This window comes from Bacillus sp. FSL R5-0439, assembly GCF_038008805.1.
GTDB lineage: Bacteria > Bacillota > Bacilli > Bacillales > Bacillaceae > Bacillus > Bacillus safensis.
In genome coordinates this window covers 219,020-235,395 of record NZ_JBBOZW010000001.1, presented here as the reverse complement: position 1 = coordinate 235,395, position 16,376 = coordinate 219,020, and the positions used below count along the sequence as shown (strand labels likewise).

Sequence of the window (16,376 nt, the reverse complement as noted above, 5' to 3'; positions counted from 1 at the left end):
TGGATATTTAACCAATTTTTACAATATATCATCAGACTATCATTTTAGAACAACTCGAACAATATGATCTTGCCAATAAAGTGAACAAAAAAAGCCAGCCACCCGCATAAGGTGATTGGCTTTTTTATCGTTACTTCCCGATGTTGTCTCCATTTTGTTGAATCAAGGTTTCATACCAATAAGAGCTCTTTTTGCGAATTCTTTTGAGGTCTTTTAGGTCAAATTCGTCGCGGTTTACGTAGATGAACCCGTAGCGCTTGGAGCATCCTTGGTGTGTGCTGATTAAGTCGACAGCTGACCACGGGCAGTATCCGAATACCTCGACGCCATCTGTGATCGCCCATTTGATTTGTTCGATATGCTTTTCTAAATAATCAATTCGATAATCATCTTGGATTGAACCATCTTCTTCTAACTTGTCGAAAGCACCCAGTCCGTTTTCCGTGATAATAAGCGGCAGCTGATAGCGGTCATAAATCTCGCGCATCGTTGAACGGAAGCCGACAGGGTCAATCTCCCAGCCAAACGCATTTTTGCTTAAGAATGGGTTGTTGCCGCCTTTGTAGACGCCATCTTCACCGGATTTCAAATGCTGATCTCCGCCGCGTGCAAATTCGTCGTTGCCATCTCCTTTACTCGCTTCAACCGTTTGAGAGGTGTAGTAGTTAAAGGCAATAAAGTCTGGTTTCGCGCTTTTCAAAATATCCATATCTCCCTCTTCGATGACAGGAAGAATGTCTTTTTCTTTCATGTACGCCCAAGCAAGGTTGTTATAACGGCCGAACACAGCCATATCAAGATAAAGCCAGTTGCGGATCGCATTGTAATTCGCCGCAGCAAGCACATCCTCAGGCTTTGGAGAAGCCGGATAAATGAGCGCGATGTTTGGCGCTGGTCCAATTTTCGCTTCAGGCAGCATTTGATGACAAAGCGTCATAGCTTTTGCCTGTGCAACGAGCATATGATGATTCTGCTGATACAGTTCTTTTTTTGGATTTTCTAAATTCGGATCAAGTGTACCAAGCGCTGATCCATGTAAGATCATCATGTTTTGTTCATTGATGGTCAGCCAGTATTTCACCTTCTGACCATACTCCTTGAATAGCACCTCTGCATAGCGTTCAAACGCATCCACTGTCCCGCGGTTAGACCACCCGCCCTTTACTTGAAGCGCATGAGGCAGATCAAAATGATACATTGTCACGATTGGTTCAATGTCATAGCGGCGCAATTCATCGATGAGTGAATGATAGAATTCAATCCCCTTTTGATTGATCTCCCCATCTCCATCTGGAATGATCCTTGTCCACGCAATGGAAAAGCGGTAAGCCTTCAAACCCATTTCTGCAAACATCTTCACATCCTCTTTATAGCGGTGATAGTGATCGCTTGCGACTTTAAAATCCGTTGTGCCTTCAGGATAACTGGCTCTCATGTCAATGACAGAAGGCCCTTTGCCATCCTCATTCCACGCACCTTCTACTTGATAGGCGGAAGTCGATCCGCCCCAGAAAAAGTCCTTTGGAAATGGTGCTAGTGTTGAATATCTCATAATTTCTTCCTCCTCATAATTAAACTAGATGTAAAAATGACTGTCCCGGAGCAATTTGCTTCTCCTCTGTTTCAATAATATCGCTAAACTCACCGGAATTGGTAATAATCACTGGTGTTGTGACTAACAAACCGGCTGCTTGGATAGCTTCAATATCAAACTCTGCAAGCAGTTCACCTTCTGTTACGGTTTGCCCCTGAGTAACCTTCGGGGTAAAATGCTGACCGCCTAATTGTACGGTATCCAGTCCAATGTGAATGAGTACTTCTGCTCCGCTTTCAGAGGTTAGACCATACGCATGTCCCGTTGGGAACACCGTTGTCACAACTCCTGATACTGGTGCAAACAGCTTTCCTTCTGATGGAATGATGGCTGCGCCCTTTCCTAGTGCACCAGATGAGAATGCTTTATCCTGTACTTCCTCCAGCTTGATGACCTCTCCCTTTAAAGGACTTTTCACATGAGCGGCTTTGACTCCATGTTCGTTTTCAATAACTGGCACAGTACCTGCTGCCGGCGTTTCATCTTCATCTACCGGATCTTTAAATCCAATCAAATAGGTTAGGATGATAGAAAGGACGAACGAGACCGAGATTCCGATGATGAACCCTGTAAAGCCTTGACCGTAGAAGATCGGAAGTGTCAGTAAACTTGGAAGACCTGACGCAATCGCAATACTTTGTGAATAACCAATGATTGCACCACCGACTCCGGCAGAGATAACAGCTGCAATAAATGGTTTTTTCAAACGAAGCGTGACCCCGTATACAGCTGGCTCTGTGATCCCAAACACGGCAGAAACTGCTGTTGATCCAGCCAAGGATTTCAGCTTTTTATTCTTTGTTTTCAGCATAACACCGATGGAAGCACCTGCTTGTGAGAATACAGCTGGCGCAGTTGCCGGCTTGATATGATCTTTCCCATGGACTGCGATATTATTTAAAATCACTGGCACAAGTCCCCAATGGATACCGAAGATGACAAGAATCTGCCAAGCCATCGCAATTAAAGCACCTGCAAGGGTAGGACTAAAGGAGAATACTTTTAGTAAAACAGCTGCGATGCCGTTCCCTGCATACACACCAAATGGTCCGAATACGATGAGTGTCAGCGGAACAACCGTGACAAGTAAAATGAGTGGTGTAATAAAGTTTTTGACACTTTCATGAATGACTTTGTTAAAGAAACGTTCGATATATCCCATGACAAACACTGCCAAAATGATTGGGATGACCGTCGATGTATAAGACATTAAGACGACTGGAATTCCGAAGAAGGTCACATCTCCGCCGCCTTTTGACAATTCCTGAATGGTTGGGTAAATCAGTGCACCTGCAATCGTCACAGCGACAAACGGATTCGCTTTAAACTTCCTAGCAGAAGTGAATGCGAGCAATAATGGCAGGAAGTAGAACAAGCTGTCAGACGCAGCAAATAAAATTTGATACGACGTATCTTCAGGAGATAACCATTTCGCATTGATACAAATACCTAATAGACCTTTTAAAATACCTGCACCCGCCATGACACCGAGAAGTGGTGTGAAAATCCCCGATACAATGTCGACGAATTTTCCGAAAAGGCTTGTGCTCTCTTCACCTGATTTTGCAGATGAAGCAGAGGAATCCTCTAATAGATTCGTAAACTCTCCAATTTCTCGATAAACCTCTGGTACGGTATTGCCAATGACCACTTGAAACTGGCCGCCGCTTTCCATGACTGTGACGACACCATTTAATTTTTCAATGGCCGCTTTATCTGCTTTTGATCTGTCATTTAAAGTGAAGCGAAGTCTTGTAGCGCAATGCACCAATGAATGAACGTTTTTCTCTGTGCCAATGTGTTTGATAATGTCTTCTGCTAATTGACGATGACTCATACAAAAACCTCCTTTTTTTGAAAAAAATACGTTTTTGGGCAAAATAAAAACCTAAACGGGCACCAAAAATAGTCGCAGCTTGCTGTTGCGCTTTTTTAGTGAACGTTTAGGTTTTGCCTGCCGAACAGTCACAATCCTCTAAGACGATCATTGTGAAACCGTATTCTTTTATGTTTATGAGCAAATAGTACCACTCACCTTTTCTCATGTCAACGCTTTCTTTTAAAATCTATCATTATTTTTCTCGTTTGATCAGTCGATTCAAATGAATTGATAGATACAGCATCTCCTCTGATGTGAGATCTCGGTGATAGGTTTGATAGACATATTCTGCGATTTTCTTTGCGCAATCGTATGCTTTCGGATATTTCACTTTGATCAGCTGATATAAGTCCTGATCTTCGCTGACAAGCAGTGTTTCATTGATCAGACGCTGGACGAAAAAGCGCAAATGCGTGAGAAAACGATAAAAGTTGAGTGAGTCTTCATCAAATTCCATGTTGAGATGATATTTCACAATGGTGAGAATGGCATTGACTTCCTTTGTGATATTAACAGTCGTATTCATATCCTCATTGAGCTCTGCGTTAATGATATGCATCGCAATAAAACCTGCTTCATCCTCAGGCAGTTCAATATGAAGACGCTCTTCAATCATCTCAAGACAGTCCTTTGCGACAAGAAATTCATCTTTGTATAAGCGTTTAATCTCCCAAATAAGCGAATTCTCAATCAGATGATTTTTCTTCAACCGTTCGATGGCGTAATGAATATGGTCTGCCAGCGATACATGCAGACTTTCGTTTAATCTTCGGTTCAGCTTTGTATGTGCATATTGGATCATTTCCTCCGTCACCTTGACCACATCATACGGAACCTCTTGAAGCAGCATTTTCATCCGCTCGTGAACGGAATGATCCTCTAGGCGGAAGACTTTATCAATTAACGCTTCGTCCACCGGGTCGCCGGGACGTCGCTTGAAAGCGATGCCTCTGCCCATGACGACGATTTCTTTCCCTTGTTCATCTATGACACTAATGACATTATTGTTTAGAACCTTTTGAATCTGCATTTCCAAACACCTCCGTCTATCACCAACAACTTTACTCAAAATATGCTCTCATCTTAACACAACTGTCAAATCACTTGGTGTTTTTATCTGACTTTTGCAATATAATTCATAAATTATTCTACCTCATCATTACTGGTCTGATCGTGCATCAGCCTGCATACATTACTCCAGAGGAGGTGACCTTCTATGAAGGCTTTTTTCTGGTCTGCATCATTTTTATTCTTTCTCATGTTCACCCTCATCATTCTAGGCATCGTGTTCTGGCTGAGTGGACAAGGCTTAGGTCAGCTTTGGAGATATGTGCTCATTTCACTTGTCACAGCTGCCGTTTTGCGCGGCGTCACCACTTGGCTGAAGCAGCATGTGATGCATTATTCATCCAAATAAAAACGGCTGCCCGCAATGTTCAGGCAGCCGTTTCTTTATTCTTTGGTTGCCGCAGCTTCTTTCTGAGAAGCACGCAGCTCATCATTAATTTTTTTCGCATCTTCTAAAAATTCTGTTTCATATCCACTTTTGAGTGCCCACATATAAAATAGCAGAGCAACCACTGTAATCAGTGCCATGTCCCAGCCATAATGAATGACGTTATAACCCCCGAATTTGTCACTGCCAAGGCAGGAAATCGTCATCATCACAAGCAGGTACACAACCATCCAAGCACCCGCCTTAAAGTTGCGGCCGAAGCCTTTCCACTTCGCTTTTGCTTGATAGTAAAAATAGATAGGGAGACCGATGAGAATAATGAACAGCACCTGACCTGTTAACGGCCATCTTGCCCAATACAGCGTCAATGAAGCAAAGATAAAACCGAGAGGAGCAATGATGCTTAGTCCTTTTATTCGAAGCGGTCGATATAAATCTGTCCCTGTCTTTCTCAGCGTCATGACGGTCACTGGTCCAGTCAAATAAGAAATGAGCGTTGCGACAGAGATAATTTCAGCAAGTACACCCCAGCCTCTAAATAAAAACAGAAAGATAAACGATACGGCTAAGTTAAAAAACATTGCTGGACGAGGCACGCCGTAAATAGGGTGCAGACGGCCAAGCACACTTGGCATGTATTTGTTTTTTTCCATTCCATAAATCATACGAGACGTCGTTGCGGTATACGTAATGCCTGTACCAGAAGGTGACACAAATGCATCCGCATATAAAATCAGAACAAGCCAGTTAATCCCAAGCGCAATGGCAAGGTCCGCAAATGGCGAGTTGAAATTCAAATGGCTCCATCCATTCACAATCATAGATGGATCAACAGCACCGATAAAGGCAATTTGTAAAAGGACATAAATCACAGTTGCAATAAAAATCGATCCGACAATGGCGATTGGAATCGACCGGCCTGGATTTTTTGCCTCACCGGCCATATTAATCGGGCTTTGGAAGCCATTGAAGGCAAACACAATCCCTGATGTCGCAACAGCCGTCAGCACACTCGCCCAGCCGTTAGGAGCAATACTTGTTCCAGAAGTAAAATTCTCACTATGAAAACCTACGAATAAGAGCGCACCAATTGTTAATCCTGGAATGACAATTTTAAACACGGTAATGAATGTATTCGCTTTTGAAAATAACCCAACTGTCCAATAATTCAGCAGAAAGTAAATCACAAGAAGCACACTGGCAACCATAAGCCCTTCTGTCGTCAACACCCCTTTTGTAACCAAATGGGTTGTCCACTTTGCCCACTCCCAAGGCCACGAGCTCATGTACTGGACAGAAGCAACCGCCTCAACAGGAATGACAGAAACGATGGCAATCCAGTTCGCCCAAGCTGCAATAAACCCAATAAAAGATCCGTGTGAATATTGCGTATATTTCACCATTCCGCCTGCCTCTGGAAACATCGATCCGAGTTCACTATAAGACAAAGCGATAAATAAAATCACAACCATCCCAATCAGCCAGGATAAAATAGCAGCAGGGCCGGCGATTTGAGCCGCTCGCCAAGCACCGAAGAGCCATCCTGAACCAATGATTGAGCCAAGACCTACCATCATTAAAGCGAAAGTTCCCATCCTACGATGCAAATGATTCATGTTCATAACACCTTTCGATTAAAATACAGAGCATGTGTCAAGCAAGCATCTCTCTTTCAAAGCAGCTCACTTTTCATTTCACTGGCAAATATTTCTTCTAATGAACCTTTACCCTTGTTCATTTTTTCGCCTGTTATATTATCTCTCAATTCTTCATTTTCTGAAATAGTCGAACATGCTTATTTCAAAAGAAAGCGCTTTTTTAACTGTTCAATCTATTAGACTGAATAACTACCTTTACCCTTATTTTGAAAAAAACAAAACAAAAAAGATAGAGGAAATGACTTCCTCTCCCTTCTAAACCCCGCCATGTATAGAAAAAAAGGATAGAGGGGGGTTCCCTCTATCCTTGTGAAATCGCTTGTTCTTTTTCAATGACAGCTAGTCTTTCTTGAACTTCCTCTTCAGATAAATTGTGCTGTTTCACATAAAGGTTCCGTTCGCTTGTGCGGCATTCATGACTGCAGCTGCGCATATACTTATGCTCACTCTCTTCAGTGGCAATCATCTTGCGGTTACATGCAGGATTCGCACAGTTCACATAACGCTCGCAAGGCTCACCAGTGAAGAAATCTTTTCCGACAACCACATGCTCTGTTTGATTCACTGGTACTGTTAAGCGATTATCAAACACATAGCATTGACCGTCCCATAGCTTTCCTTGTACTTCTGGGTCTTTTCCGTAAGTGACAATTCCGCCGTCAAGCTGAGAGACATCTTCAAAGCCTTCACGCTTTAACCAGCCGGAGAATTTTTCACAGCGTACGCCGCCTGTGCAATAAGTCAGGATTTTTTTTCCTTCAAGAATCTCTTTATTGTCACGAATCCACTCAGGTAATTCACGGAATGTCTCAATATCAGGACGGACTGCCCCTCTGAAGTGACCCACATCAAACTCGTAATCATTACGTGCATCAATCACAACAGTATCAGGTGATTGCATTTGCTCGTAAAATTCGACCGGGCTAAGATGTTTCCCCGTTAATTCTAACGGATTCACGTCATCCTCAAGGCTAAGGTTCACTAATTCATTCCGATGGCGGACGTGCATTTTCTTAAATGCATGACCATCTGCTTCGTCAATTTTGATCGGCATAGACGCAAAGCGTGGATCTTCTTTTAACGCTTGCATGTACTTGTCCGTTTGCTCAATGGTTCCAGAAACCGTTCCGTTCAAGCCTTCTGCTGACACGAGGATACGGCCTAACAAACCAAGCTCCTTACAGAATGCTAAATGCTCTGCTGTAAACGTCTCTGGATCCTCAATGGGGACATATTGATAGTAAAGTAAAACGCGATATTGTTTTTCCATCTATATAAACACCTCTTAAATTTAATCAAAACATACCGTTCTTTATCATACAGGAAATACATACCTAAAGGCAATGTCGGCGGCTTAATTCCATAAAACGGAAGGGCCTTTCTTCTCATATTTATTTGACAGAACTTTCTGTAAAATGAGATGATTTATGAATAATATGATGTAGTAAAGGAGCAATGATGATCCATGATCCAGCCAGAGGATATTGTCAGAAGCGGTCCTAACCAATTTATTTCTCAAAAGGGAATATATCATGAACTAGATTCCCTTGTATCTGCTTTTCAGTCACCTGCTGTGGTGACAGGATATGATTCATACCAAGCTTTTTCACAATACACAAAGCTGCCGGCCGAGTGGCCTGTCATTCAGCACAAAGGATACAGTTCACCCAATGCGGTCACACGGATCGCAGAAGAGCTTAACGAATCAGATGTGATTATCGGCATCGGAGGCGGGACGATTTTAGATACCGCCAAATCAGTTGCAGACGCTCTTCAAATCGAAGTTATCATGGTACCAACGATTCCCGGCACCTGTGCTGCTTCTACACCACTCAGCGTCATTTATGATGAAAAGGGCAATTTCATGAGAGTAGATTATCATAAACGATCCAGCTACCTCACCGTAATTGATCATACATTTTTGCTTTCCTCTCCTCTTTCCTACCTTCAAAGCGGAATTGGTGATACGCTCGCAAAATGGTATGAAGCGGAAGCGATTATTCGTAACACAAAAAGCGCCTTGCCGCTCATGGTGCATGCTGCATTAAAGCAGGCGGTATATGTTCGAGACATTCTTCTTTCTCATAGTGAAGAAGCGGTGAACAGCTTAAAAACAGGTCAATTTTCACAAGCATTTGCAGATGTGACAGATACGATTATTACGTTAGCCGGAACAGTCGGAGGCTATGGGGGACGTTATGGAAGAATGGCAGGAGCCCATGCCGTTCATAATGGATTGACATTTATTGAAGAAACGCATCATGTGTTACATGGACAAAAAGTGGCTTATGGCATCCTTGTCCAGCTTGCCGCAGAAAACCGAATGTCCGAGGTAGAGGAATTACTTGAACTCTACCAAACACTTGGATTACCTAAAAATATGCGCGATCTTGGTATTACAACTCAGCTGGACGAGGCGGCACTTACAGTGGCAAACCATGCTGCACGTAAAAATGAAACCTTTTGTTTGATTGGAGACTATGATAAAGAAAAGATTATCGACGCCATTCAAATCATTGAGACCTTTCAACCTCAAAAAATGTCTACACATGAAGGCAAATAAAAAAGCACAGGCATCGCACCTGTGCTTTTCTTTCGATTAAAAATTAAAGTTATCTGGATCTGGACCTGTGCGCTCATCTTCATTGAGCTGATCAATGACACCCATCTCATGTGTGGACAGCTCGAAATCGAAGACTTGTGTGTTTTCGATGATTCGGCTCTTCGTCACAGATTTTGGAATGGTGATAATGCCGTGCTGTAAGTCCCAGCGAAGAATCACTTGCGCTACTGACTTGTCATGTTTTTTCGCGATATCCTGAAGAACAGGATGGTTTAGAAGCTTCCCGCTTCCTAATGGCGACCACGCCTCTACATGAATTCCTTTCGATTTGCAGTAGTCTCGTAAAGGCTCCTGCGTCAGCTTCGGATGCAGCTCGATTTGATTCACCATTGGCACAACTTCAGCCTCTTCCAATAAATCCTCTAAATGATGCTGATGGAAATTACACACTCCGATCGCTCGAACGCGTCCATCCTTATATAGTTTTTCTAGCGCTTTCCATGTTTCTTTATATTTGCCTTCAACAGGCCAATGAATTAAATAAAGGTCTAATACATCTAGCCCCAGCTTGTTCATACTTGTTTCAAAGGCTTCGAGTGTTGATTCATAGCCTTGATCATTATTCCAGACCTTCGTCGTAATGAATAGATCATCGCGAGAGATGCCTGATTGCTGAATGGCTTTGCCTACCCCTTCTTCATTTTGATAGGCTGCTGCTGTATCAATGCTGCGATAGCCCGCTTCAAGAGCGTCTTTGACGGCATTTACAGCCTCATCTCCATCTTTTACTTGCCATACACCAAAGCCTAGCTTCGGCATTTTTACTCCGTTTGCTAATGTGACTGTATCTGTTAATCCACTCATCAAACAAACCTCCGCTTCCTTTTTACTTACCAAGCACTATACCCGAATTTTCTATTGATCATGCATGACATTCTGACTGAGTTATTTGATATATTTTCCCATATCAACTTGATTGGCGTCAACGATTTGATATTCGCTGGTTTGATCTTTTGTTTTAGAAAAATCATATATCTCTAAAAAGCTTTGATCATAAAAGACAAATCCATAAATTTCTTTTTCGTTCTCATACACTCTAATCCAATAAGACTCTTTTGAGGCTTTTTTAACCTCATTCGTTTTCTTTAATTTCACACCTGAAAATTCCTTCAGCAGCTTTTGAATATCCTCTTTCTTTTCCACTTTAACACGCTCATTATCATGCTCAATTTGAATCGAAGTCACCTTGTTTTGATCAATTGAGGCCACATCATCAAAAGAGTATGTTTTGGCATTAATCATAAAATAAAGACCAATTCCTAATAAAATAATGACGACTAAACCAATGATCCACTTTTTCAATCTAACTCCTCCTTCTATTCACCACACCTATCAAAACAGCGAAATCCAATCATCCTCCTCAGAGAAAACCCGAATCCCATGCTGTTTTAGCAAGGCGGATGTCACACCATCCCCAGTTTTTGTCCTGCCGTTAAAATCACCGCGATAAATCATCCGGCTGCCGCAGGAAGGGCTGTACTCTTTTAACACAACTGCTGTCGCTTTCAGAGACTGAACCTGTTCCAGCGTGGCCGTCGCACCTTTTACATACATCTCCGTGACATCAGTTCCATGCACATCAATCACGGAGGCGAGACCCTGTAATACATCATGTCCGTCTCCGCCAATGATTTCCGCGGGAGGTCTTGGCGTGGACAAACCGCCAAGCAGCTCAGGACAAACTGTGACTGCCTTTCCCTCTTGAACAAGCTCTTCAATACGCTGATCTAATCGATGGCTTCCATTATAACGAACCTTCAACCCAGCAAGACAAGCACTGACGACAATCATGTATGTTCCTCACTTTTTTTGCTGATTTTAAAATAAATACATACAGGCAAGAAACATATCGTATTAACCAAAAAGGGCAGAGCACAATACAAAGCAGCAGCCCAAATTGACCCTTCAACTCCTGTGATGCCAAAAAAATAAACAAATAATAGCAAGCTGACAAACAATCCCACGAATGGCATGATGAATGCGTATTTTTTATAATTTTCTATCATTTCTTTCTCCAATGAAGCTCCCTCCCTTTCATCATGGCCAAGAACAACGTTAATATATGTTAATTTTACCATAAAAAAACCGAAACCATCATCTCCTTTTGTGCGATGGTTTCGGTTTTTTATCTATATCTTTTCTTTCCAAGCCTTTAAGAAGCGCTCAATGACTTGTAATTCATCCTCATGAAACTGGTGGAGAAATTCTAAATAAGACATGACTGCTTTATCATGTAGTTCATCATGCAGCGCAGCCAATTGCTGCCCTTCCTCTGTCAAAGAATAATAGACAGATTTCTTATCCCCTTGCCGGTGACAATAGTCCACCATGCCTTTTTCAATTAGTTTTTTCACGGCCTTTGTAATTGCTGGCTTTGATAGTTTCAGTTGTTGAGATAGAAATGTATTATTTGATTCGTTTGGATTGGCTTGAATCATGGATAAAATGTGAAGCTGTGTGAGTGTCCATTCTTGTTTGAGTGTATCAGTCGTGGTAATCAGTGGGTCTGTTGGATCATTCCGTCTCTTTTCCCTATGCATAATCAGATCTTGAATCGCTTTTAATACAATCTGCTCTTTTGTTTCCATCTGAACCTCCACTCTTAACTGGTTAATAAAATGGTACTAATAATTAAGAAAGGAGTCAAAAGAAATGTCGACGCGAGTAAAATAATAGGTCAACAGACCCGAAAATTACATATGTACTTTTTTACTAGATTCCCCTCATCCTGTCACATGCTATAATCATGATATCATCCAATTTATCATAATGAAAAGGTGAGCTAAATGAAACCCGAACAACAAATGGCCATTCGCCAATTAGAAGAAAAGATACACCTGTTTTCTTCTGCTGTGAACGGAACCTTTCTCTCAACTGACGATTTCGTTCTATCCAATACTCATATATCGACTGACACGTTCAATTTGCTCTTACCCACATCAGCTCAAATCCAAGATCCGAAAAAAGTGAAAGCAGCCATTGAACACATGCGGTCACAGAAACTCATCTTCAGCACATGGATCGATCACCATTTACTCCATACTGATTGGGCTGACTTATTGAAGGAATATGAGCTTCAAGAGGTCGAACGCAATACCATCATGATGCTTGAGCATACAGGTGATATTGATCCAGTCACATCCTCATCACTTACAATCAAGGAAGTACTTGATGAGCAGACACTCTTTGATTACAAACATATCTTTATTGAACTATTCAAAGGGTCGACTGAGGCCGCCGCCTTAGAAGTTTATTTCCAGCGTTTTTCGATTGAAGCATTACACTCAAAAGCCCGCATGTTCGTGGGATATGAACACCATAAGCCGGTCACAACAGGCTTATTATTCGAGACAAACGACAGCTACGGTATTTATGATGTCATAACAAGGGCAGAACACCGCGGAAAAGGACTTGGCAGTGACATGTTTCATTACCTTCTAACCCAGACAGAGAATAAACAAAAGTGTGTCATCTTACAAGCATCAGCGGACGGCAAAAATATTTACCAACGTGCCGGCTTCCAACCAATCAGCGAAATGGCCGTTTTTGAATAGAATGGTATTTTGAATTTGAAATGAACATAAAAAAGCTGCCTATCTTTAGGCAGCCATAGATTGTTGACAAAGGCTAAAATGATCTTGATTTTAGCCCTTTGTCTTCTATTCAGCATGATGCTGACGATCCATATAAAGCGGCGGTCTCTTAAGCGAAATCACCGCACAGCTAAAGGCAATCAGTACAAACACAGCACCGAATTTAGCCAGATCAACAGATGAACCGGTCATCGTAAACATGACTCCGCCAACCGCTGATCCAATCGAAATGCCGATTTGCAAGGCCGATGTATTTAAGCTCTGCTGAATATCCGACGTGACCGGATCTGTTTGAATCAAATAGCTCTGCAAAGCAGGCGTCAATGCCCAGCTGAGCGCACCCCAAAGGACAACCATCACCATAAAGAGCACGAACACACCCGCTGTATAAGGAATGGTAAACATGACAACCGCAAACGCTATTGTCACAAGCAAAATGGCTTTCCCTGAACCCAGTCTGTCACTCAGCCAGCCGCCAAACCCATTCCCGCCTATAGACGCAAGCCCGAAGACCAAATAACAAATACTAATCCAAAACGAGGTCATATGCAGAACTTCCATCAGAAATGGCGTGAAATAAGAATAAAGCATATAATGTCCTGCAAGCATAAACAAACTAATCAGGTGTGCACTAAAAATTTTCGGATGCCCTAAAGAACGAATCTGCTCTCTAAGAGGCGTGACTTTTTCAACAGGCATTTTTTCCAATAGAAAATAGATCAGCACCATCGATATAGCAGAAAGAATACTGATTCCTAAAAACATCACTCTCCAGCCAAAGCTCTCTGTAATAAAAATACCGATCGGTACACCGAGAACAAGTGAAGAACTAATTCCTATAAAAATCAATCCTAATGCTTTTGCACGATGCGCTGGTTCCACTAATTTGGCAGTGATCGTCAAAGATAACACCACCACAAGCGCTGTGCTCATTGCGATCAATACCCGTGAGATCATCACAAGGGCAAAGGTCGAACTAAAATAAGTGAACACATTTCCTAATGTAAACACCAATAACGCGATTAAATAAAGACGCTTTCGTTCGATTTTGGCTGTGGCGGTCAGCAGCACGGGTGCTGAAATGGCATACACAATCGCAAATACCGTAATGAGCTGCCCCGCTGTTGCCAGAGACACATTCAAATCCTCTGCAAGGCTTGGCAGAATGCCCCCGACCACAAGCTCAACTAATCCAACCGCAAAAGTAGAAACGGCTAATAAATATACTCTCCAGTTCATGTCTAACATCCCTTCTCTCTATATCATCGCTTTCACTTTTGATACAGGGTGCAGACAAACAAAAAAACCCTGATTACAAAAAAGGAAAGCGCGCTTTTGTAATCAGGATTTATCGGATCCTGGTAGAAACCCTCAAACCATATTATTGAGGTTATACAAGTCTATTTTTTTCTTCAAATATATTAGCATAGCCTTTCATAACTCGCAAGCTGTAAAAATAGAAAAATACTGCCATTCCAATCCTTAAGCAAAAGGCGCCAAAAAGGCAATCAGAACAACTTGCTTTCTCCTTCATTTACAGGTAAACTGATGAAAAATCAACGAACAAGGATCAACGTAGATCTGGAATAGTAGCTTGAATCGATCTTTAACAGAGAGGGAACGGTGCTGAGAAGTTCCTACTGACATCTTCAAGTGAACCTGCCGATTTAGTTCTGTTTTATACAGCGGTTCATACCGTTATCATGAATTGAGTGTAAAGCTGTGCTTTAAATTAGGGTGGTACCACCAGGAATGGTCCCTAACTTAAAGTACAGCTTTTTTGTTTTTTAAAAAGGAGGAACCTGCAATGTCAAAGAAACAATTTGTTGAGAAAATTACAAGCATGGAAGACGACTTTGCCCAATGGTATACAGATGTTGTCACAAAGGCGCGGCTCGTCGATTATTCAAGCGTGAGAGGCAGTATGATCATTCAGCCGTACGGCTTTAAAATCTGGGAGAATATTCGCGACGAACTTGACCGCCAGATTAAAGAAACGGGTCATGAGAATGTCTATATGCCGCTCTTTATCCCAGAGAGCCTGCTGCAGCAGGAAAAGGATCATATCGAAGGCTTTGCTCCTGAAGTGGCGTGGGTCACACATGGCGGTGAATCCGAATTACAAGAAAGGCTCTGCGTCAGACCAACCTCTGAAGTGCTGTTCGCTGAGCATTATAAAAACATTATTCATTCCTACCGCGATTTACCAAAGCTATATAACCAATGGGCCAATGTCGTCCGCTGGGAAAAGACAACACGTCCCTTCCTTAGAACCCTTGAATTCCTATGGCAGGAAGGACACACGTGCCATGAGACTGAGCAAGAAGCGATTGAAGAAACAGAAAGAATGCTTCACACTTATGCTTCTCTTTGCGAAGATCTCCTTGCCATTCCTGTCATTAAAGGGAGAAAAACAGAGAAGGAAAAATTCGCCGGCGCTCGCTTCACCTATACAGTCGAAAGCTTGATGCATGATGGAAAAGCGCTCCAAACTGCCACTTCTCATTTCTTCGGGAACGGATTTGCAAAGGCGTTTGGCATTGAATTTTTAAACCGTGAAGGAAAACTAGAGCATGTCCAGCAGACTTCATGGGGCTTCACAACAAGAATTATCGGCGCTATGATCATGGTGCATGGCGACGACAGAGGGCTTGTCCTCCCGCCAAATATTGCGCCAACCCAAGTGCGTATCGTGCCAATCGCTTCTCATAAAGAAGGTGTCCTCGATCATGCCTATGAATTAAAGGATCGACTCGCCCGCATCTCACGCGCTGACATCGATGTAAGTGATAAACAGCCAGGTTGGAAATTCAACGAGTGTGAAATGCAGGGTATTCCGCTTCGTGTAGAAGTAGGACCAAAGGACATCGAAAAAGGACAGGTGATGCTCGCAAGACGAGACACTGGTGAAAAGCAAGCTGTCACATTAGATGCCCTTGAACAAACCATCGCAGCAATGCTTGAAGACATTCAGCGGACCATGTACGAAAAGGCGAAGGAACGATTACATGAAAAAACATCACAAGCCCTCACAATCGAAGACATCGAGCAAATTCTTGCAGAAGAAAACCGATTGATTAAAGCCATGTGGTGCGGTGACGAAGCCTGTGAAAACGATATTAAAGAAAGAACAGGTGCGACCTCACGCTGTATCCCATTTGAACAGGAAACCATTTCTGACACATGTGTCTGCTGCGGAAAGCCTGCATCTGATATGGTGTTCTGGGCGAAAGCCTATTAAGAATATGAACGATAAAGAAGCATCTCAGGATGCTTCTTTTTTTGTTAAAAAGACCCAAACACCCATTGACCTCACCTGCATGATCCCCTATAATTCATATTAATATAATCGGTTTTTAAGACTTTAACTGGAGTGGTGATATATGAAACGCTGGCCCTCATTCTTTGCCGAACGCTGTCCTAAATGTAGAACAGCATTAGAAGTCTCAAAGTCCAATGCCCTGCAAGGCAAAGTCGTGAAAACATGTCCCAACCTTCATTATCAAAAAGAGTACCACCCCGCACTAGAAACGTATATCGAGCACGATGACGTCAAATAAAAAAGACCAACAC

The 16,376-nt window shown here is 42.4% G+C and carries 16 protein-coding genes, 1 riboswitch and 1 other annotated feature; of the genes, 5 read left to right on the top strand and 11 right to left on the bottom strand.

Annotated features, from left to right (window positions below; genetic code table 11):
* Window positions 1-130: 130 nt before the first annotated feature.
* The 3 genes from NST59_RS01335 to licT form a co-directional block, all read right to left on the bottom strand.
* Entirely contained in the window at window positions 131-1,552 is a 1,422-nt protein-coding gene (locus NST59_RS01335; protein ID WP_126682140.1) for a glycoside hydrolase family 1 protein, read from the bottom strand.
* Between the two features lie 19 nt (window positions 1,553-1,571).
* A complete protein-coding gene (locus tag NST59_RS01330) occupies window positions 1,572-3,431 on the bottom strand; it encodes a beta-glucoside-specific PTS transporter subunit IIABC (RefSeq protein WP_064498753.1) in 1,860 nt (619 codons plus the stop codon).
* A 235-nt stretch (window positions 3,432-3,666) separates the two neighbouring features.
* Window positions 3,667-4,503: a BglG family transcription antiterminator LicT gene (gene licT / locus NST59_RS01325; protein WP_048238207.1), complete on the bottom strand. Its 837-nt coding sequence runs from the start codon at window positions 4,501-4,503 to the stop codon at window positions 3,667-3,669.
* A gap of 186 nt (window positions 4,504-4,689) precedes the next feature.
* Here licT and NST59_RS01320 point away from each other — a divergent pair, with 186 nt between their 5' ends.
* Window positions 4,690-4,890, top strand: a complete 201-nt coding sequence (locus tag NST59_RS01320; protein WP_341039714.1) for a hypothetical protein — start codon at window positions 4,690-4,692, stop codon at window positions 4,888-4,890.
* A gap of 35 nt (window positions 4,891-4,925) precedes the next feature.
* Here NST59_RS01320 and NST59_RS01315 read toward each other — a convergent pair whose 3' ends face one another.
* Together NST59_RS01315 and trhO are read right to left on the bottom strand one after the other, a co-directional pair.
* Window positions 4,926-6,545 carry an APC family permease gene (locus tag NST59_RS01315; protein ID WP_247544636.1) on the bottom strand — a complete coding sequence of 540 codons (1,620 nt, stop codon included), beginning with the start codon at window positions 6,543-6,545 and terminating at the stop codon, window positions 4,926-4,928.
* A gap of 343 nt (window positions 6,546-6,888) precedes the next feature.
* Entirely contained in the window at window positions 6,889-7,857 is a 969-nt protein-coding gene (gene trhO, locus NST59_RS01310; protein WP_039176148.1) for an oxygen-dependent tRNA uridine(34) hydroxylase TrhO, read from the bottom strand.
* Between the two features lie 195 nt (window positions 7,858-8,052).
* Here trhO and NST59_RS01305 point away from each other — a divergent pair, with 195 nt between their 5' ends.
* A complete protein-coding gene (locus NST59_RS01305) occupies window positions 8,053-9,150 on the top strand; it encodes an iron-containing alcohol dehydrogenase family protein (protein ID WP_327842366.1) in 1,098 nt (365 codons plus the stop codon).
* A gap of 36 nt (window positions 9,151-9,186) precedes the next feature.
* On the opposite strand, the gene NST59_RS01300 is transcribed toward NST59_RS01305, so the two are convergent.
* The 5 genes from NST59_RS01300 to NST59_RS01280 form a co-directional block, all read right to left on the bottom strand.
* Window positions 9,187-10,014, bottom strand: coding sequence for an aldo/keto reductase (locus NST59_RS01300; protein WP_039176146.1), 828 nt, complete (start codon window positions 10,012-10,014; stop codon window positions 9,187-9,189).
* An 81-nt stretch (window positions 10,015-10,095) separates the two neighbouring features.
* Complete coding sequence (locus NST59_RS01295; protein ID WP_327842365.1) at window positions 10,096-10,512, bottom strand: DUF5301 domain-containing protein; 417 nt, start codon at window positions 10,510-10,512, stop codon at window positions 10,096-10,098.
* A gap of 30 nt (window positions 10,513-10,542) precedes the next feature.
* Complete coding sequence (locus NST59_RS01290) at window positions 10,543-11,001, bottom strand: DUF523 domain-containing protein (protein ID WP_268464101.1); 459 nt, start codon at window positions 10,999-11,001, stop codon at window positions 10,543-10,545.
* Window positions 10,998-11,228 (bottom strand): hypothetical protein, encoded by a 231-nt coding sequence (locus NST59_RS01285; RefSeq protein ID WP_058837428.1) that lies wholly within the window; start codon window positions 11,226-11,228, stop codon window positions 10,998-11,000. Before NST59_RS01285 ends, NST59_RS01290 begins: the two co-directional genes overlap by 4 nt.
* A gap of 111 nt (window positions 11,229-11,339) precedes the next feature.
* Window positions 11,340-11,798, bottom strand: coding sequence for a MarR family transcriptional regulator (locus tag NST59_RS01280; protein WP_058837234.1), 459 nt, complete (start codon window positions 11,796-11,798; stop codon window positions 11,340-11,342).
* Window positions 11,799-11,996: 198 nt separating this feature from the next.
* On the opposite strand from NST59_RS01280, the gene NST59_RS01275 reads away from it, so the two are divergent.
* Window positions 11,997-12,764: a GNAT family N-acetyltransferase gene (locus NST59_RS01275; RefSeq protein ID WP_144490670.1), complete on the top strand. Its 768-nt coding sequence runs from the start codon at window positions 11,997-11,999 to the stop codon at window positions 12,762-12,764.
* Between the two features lie 105 nt (window positions 12,765-12,869).
* On the opposite strand, the gene NST59_RS01270 is transcribed toward NST59_RS01275, so the two are convergent.
* Window positions 12,870-14,042 (bottom strand): MFS transporter, encoded by a 1,173-nt coding sequence (locus tag NST59_RS01270; RefSeq protein WP_144490669.1) that lies wholly within the window; start codon window positions 14,040-14,042, stop codon window positions 12,870-12,872.
* 79 nt (window positions 14,043-14,121) lie between these two features.
* Window positions 14,122-14,221: riboswitch (purine riboswitch) on the bottom strand.
* Between the two features lie 149 nt (window positions 14,222-14,370).
* Window positions 14,371-14,567, top strand: a binding site (T-box leader).
* A 43-nt stretch (window positions 14,568-14,610) separates the two neighbouring features.
* On the opposite strand from NST59_RS01270, the gene proS reads away from it, so the two are divergent.
* Both proS and NST59_RS01260 read left to right on the top strand, forming a co-directional pair.
* Window positions 14,611-16,044 (top strand): proline--tRNA ligase, encoded by a 1,434-nt coding sequence (gene proS / locus NST59_RS01265; protein ID WP_126682134.1) that lies wholly within the window; start codon window positions 14,611-14,613, stop codon window positions 16,042-16,044.
* Between the two features lie 142 nt (window positions 16,045-16,186).
* Complete coding sequence (locus NST59_RS01260; RefSeq protein WP_164512187.1) at window positions 16,187-16,363, top strand: hypothetical protein; 177 nt, start codon at window positions 16,187-16,189, stop codon at window positions 16,361-16,363.
* Window positions 16,364-16,376 lie beyond the last annotated feature (13 nt).

What these genes read in the sequence shown, in the direction of transcription:
- NST59_RS01335 (WP_126682140.1), bottom strand. Translation starts at nt 1,552, where the DNA reads ATGAGATATTCAACACTAGCACCATTTCCAAAGGACTTTTTCTGGGGC.
- NST59_RS01330 (WP_064498753.1), bottom strand. Translation starts at nt 3,431, where the DNA reads ATGAGTCATCGTCAATTAGCAGAAGACATTATCAAACACATTGGCACA.
- licT (WP_048238207.1), bottom strand. Translation starts at nt 4,503, where the DNA reads ATGCAGATTCAAAAGGTTCTAAACAATAATGTCATTAGTGTCATAGAT.
- NST59_RS01320 (WP_341039714.1), top strand. Translation starts at nt 4,690, where the DNA reads ATGAAGGCTTTTTTCTGGTCTGCATCATTTTTATTCTTTCTCATGTTC.
- NST59_RS01315 (WP_247544636.1), bottom strand. Translation starts at nt 6,545, where the DNA reads ATGAATCATTTGCATCGTAGGATGGGAACTTTCGCTTTAATGATGGTA.
- trhO (WP_039176148.1), bottom strand. Translation starts at nt 7,857, where the DNA reads ATGGAAAAACAATATCGCGTTTTACTTTACTATCAATATGTCCCCATT.
- NST59_RS01305 (WP_327842366.1), top strand. Translation starts at nt 8,053, where the DNA reads ATGATCCAGCCAGAGGATATTGTCAGAAGCGGTCCTAACCAATTTATT.
- NST59_RS01300 (WP_039176146.1), bottom strand. Translation starts at nt 10,014, where the DNA reads ATGAGTGGATTAACAGATACAGTCACATTAGCAAACGGAGTAAAAATG.
- NST59_RS01290 (WP_268464101.1), bottom strand. Translation starts at nt 11,001, where the DNA reads ATGATTGTCGTCAGTGCTTGTCTTGCTGGGTTGAAGGTTCGTTATAAT.
- NST59_RS01280 (WP_058837234.1), bottom strand. Translation starts at nt 11,798, where the DNA reads ATGGAAACAAAAGAGCAGATTGTATTAAAAGCGATTCAAGATCTGATT.
- NST59_RS01275 (WP_144490670.1), top strand. Translation starts at nt 11,997, where the DNA reads ATGAAACCCGAACAACAAATGGCCATTCGCCAATTAGAAGAAAAGATA.
- NST59_RS01270 (WP_144490669.1), bottom strand. Translation starts at nt 14,042, where the DNA reads ATGAACTGGAGAGTATATTTATTAGCCGTTTCTACTTTTGCGGTTGGA.
- proS (WP_126682134.1), top strand. Translation starts at nt 14,611, where the DNA reads ATGTCAAAGAAACAATTTGTTGAGAAAATTACAAGCATGGAAGACGAC.
- NST59_RS01260 (WP_164512187.1), top strand. Translation starts at nt 16,187, where the DNA reads ATGAAACGCTGGCCCTCATTCTTTGCCGAACGCTGTCCTAAATGTAGA.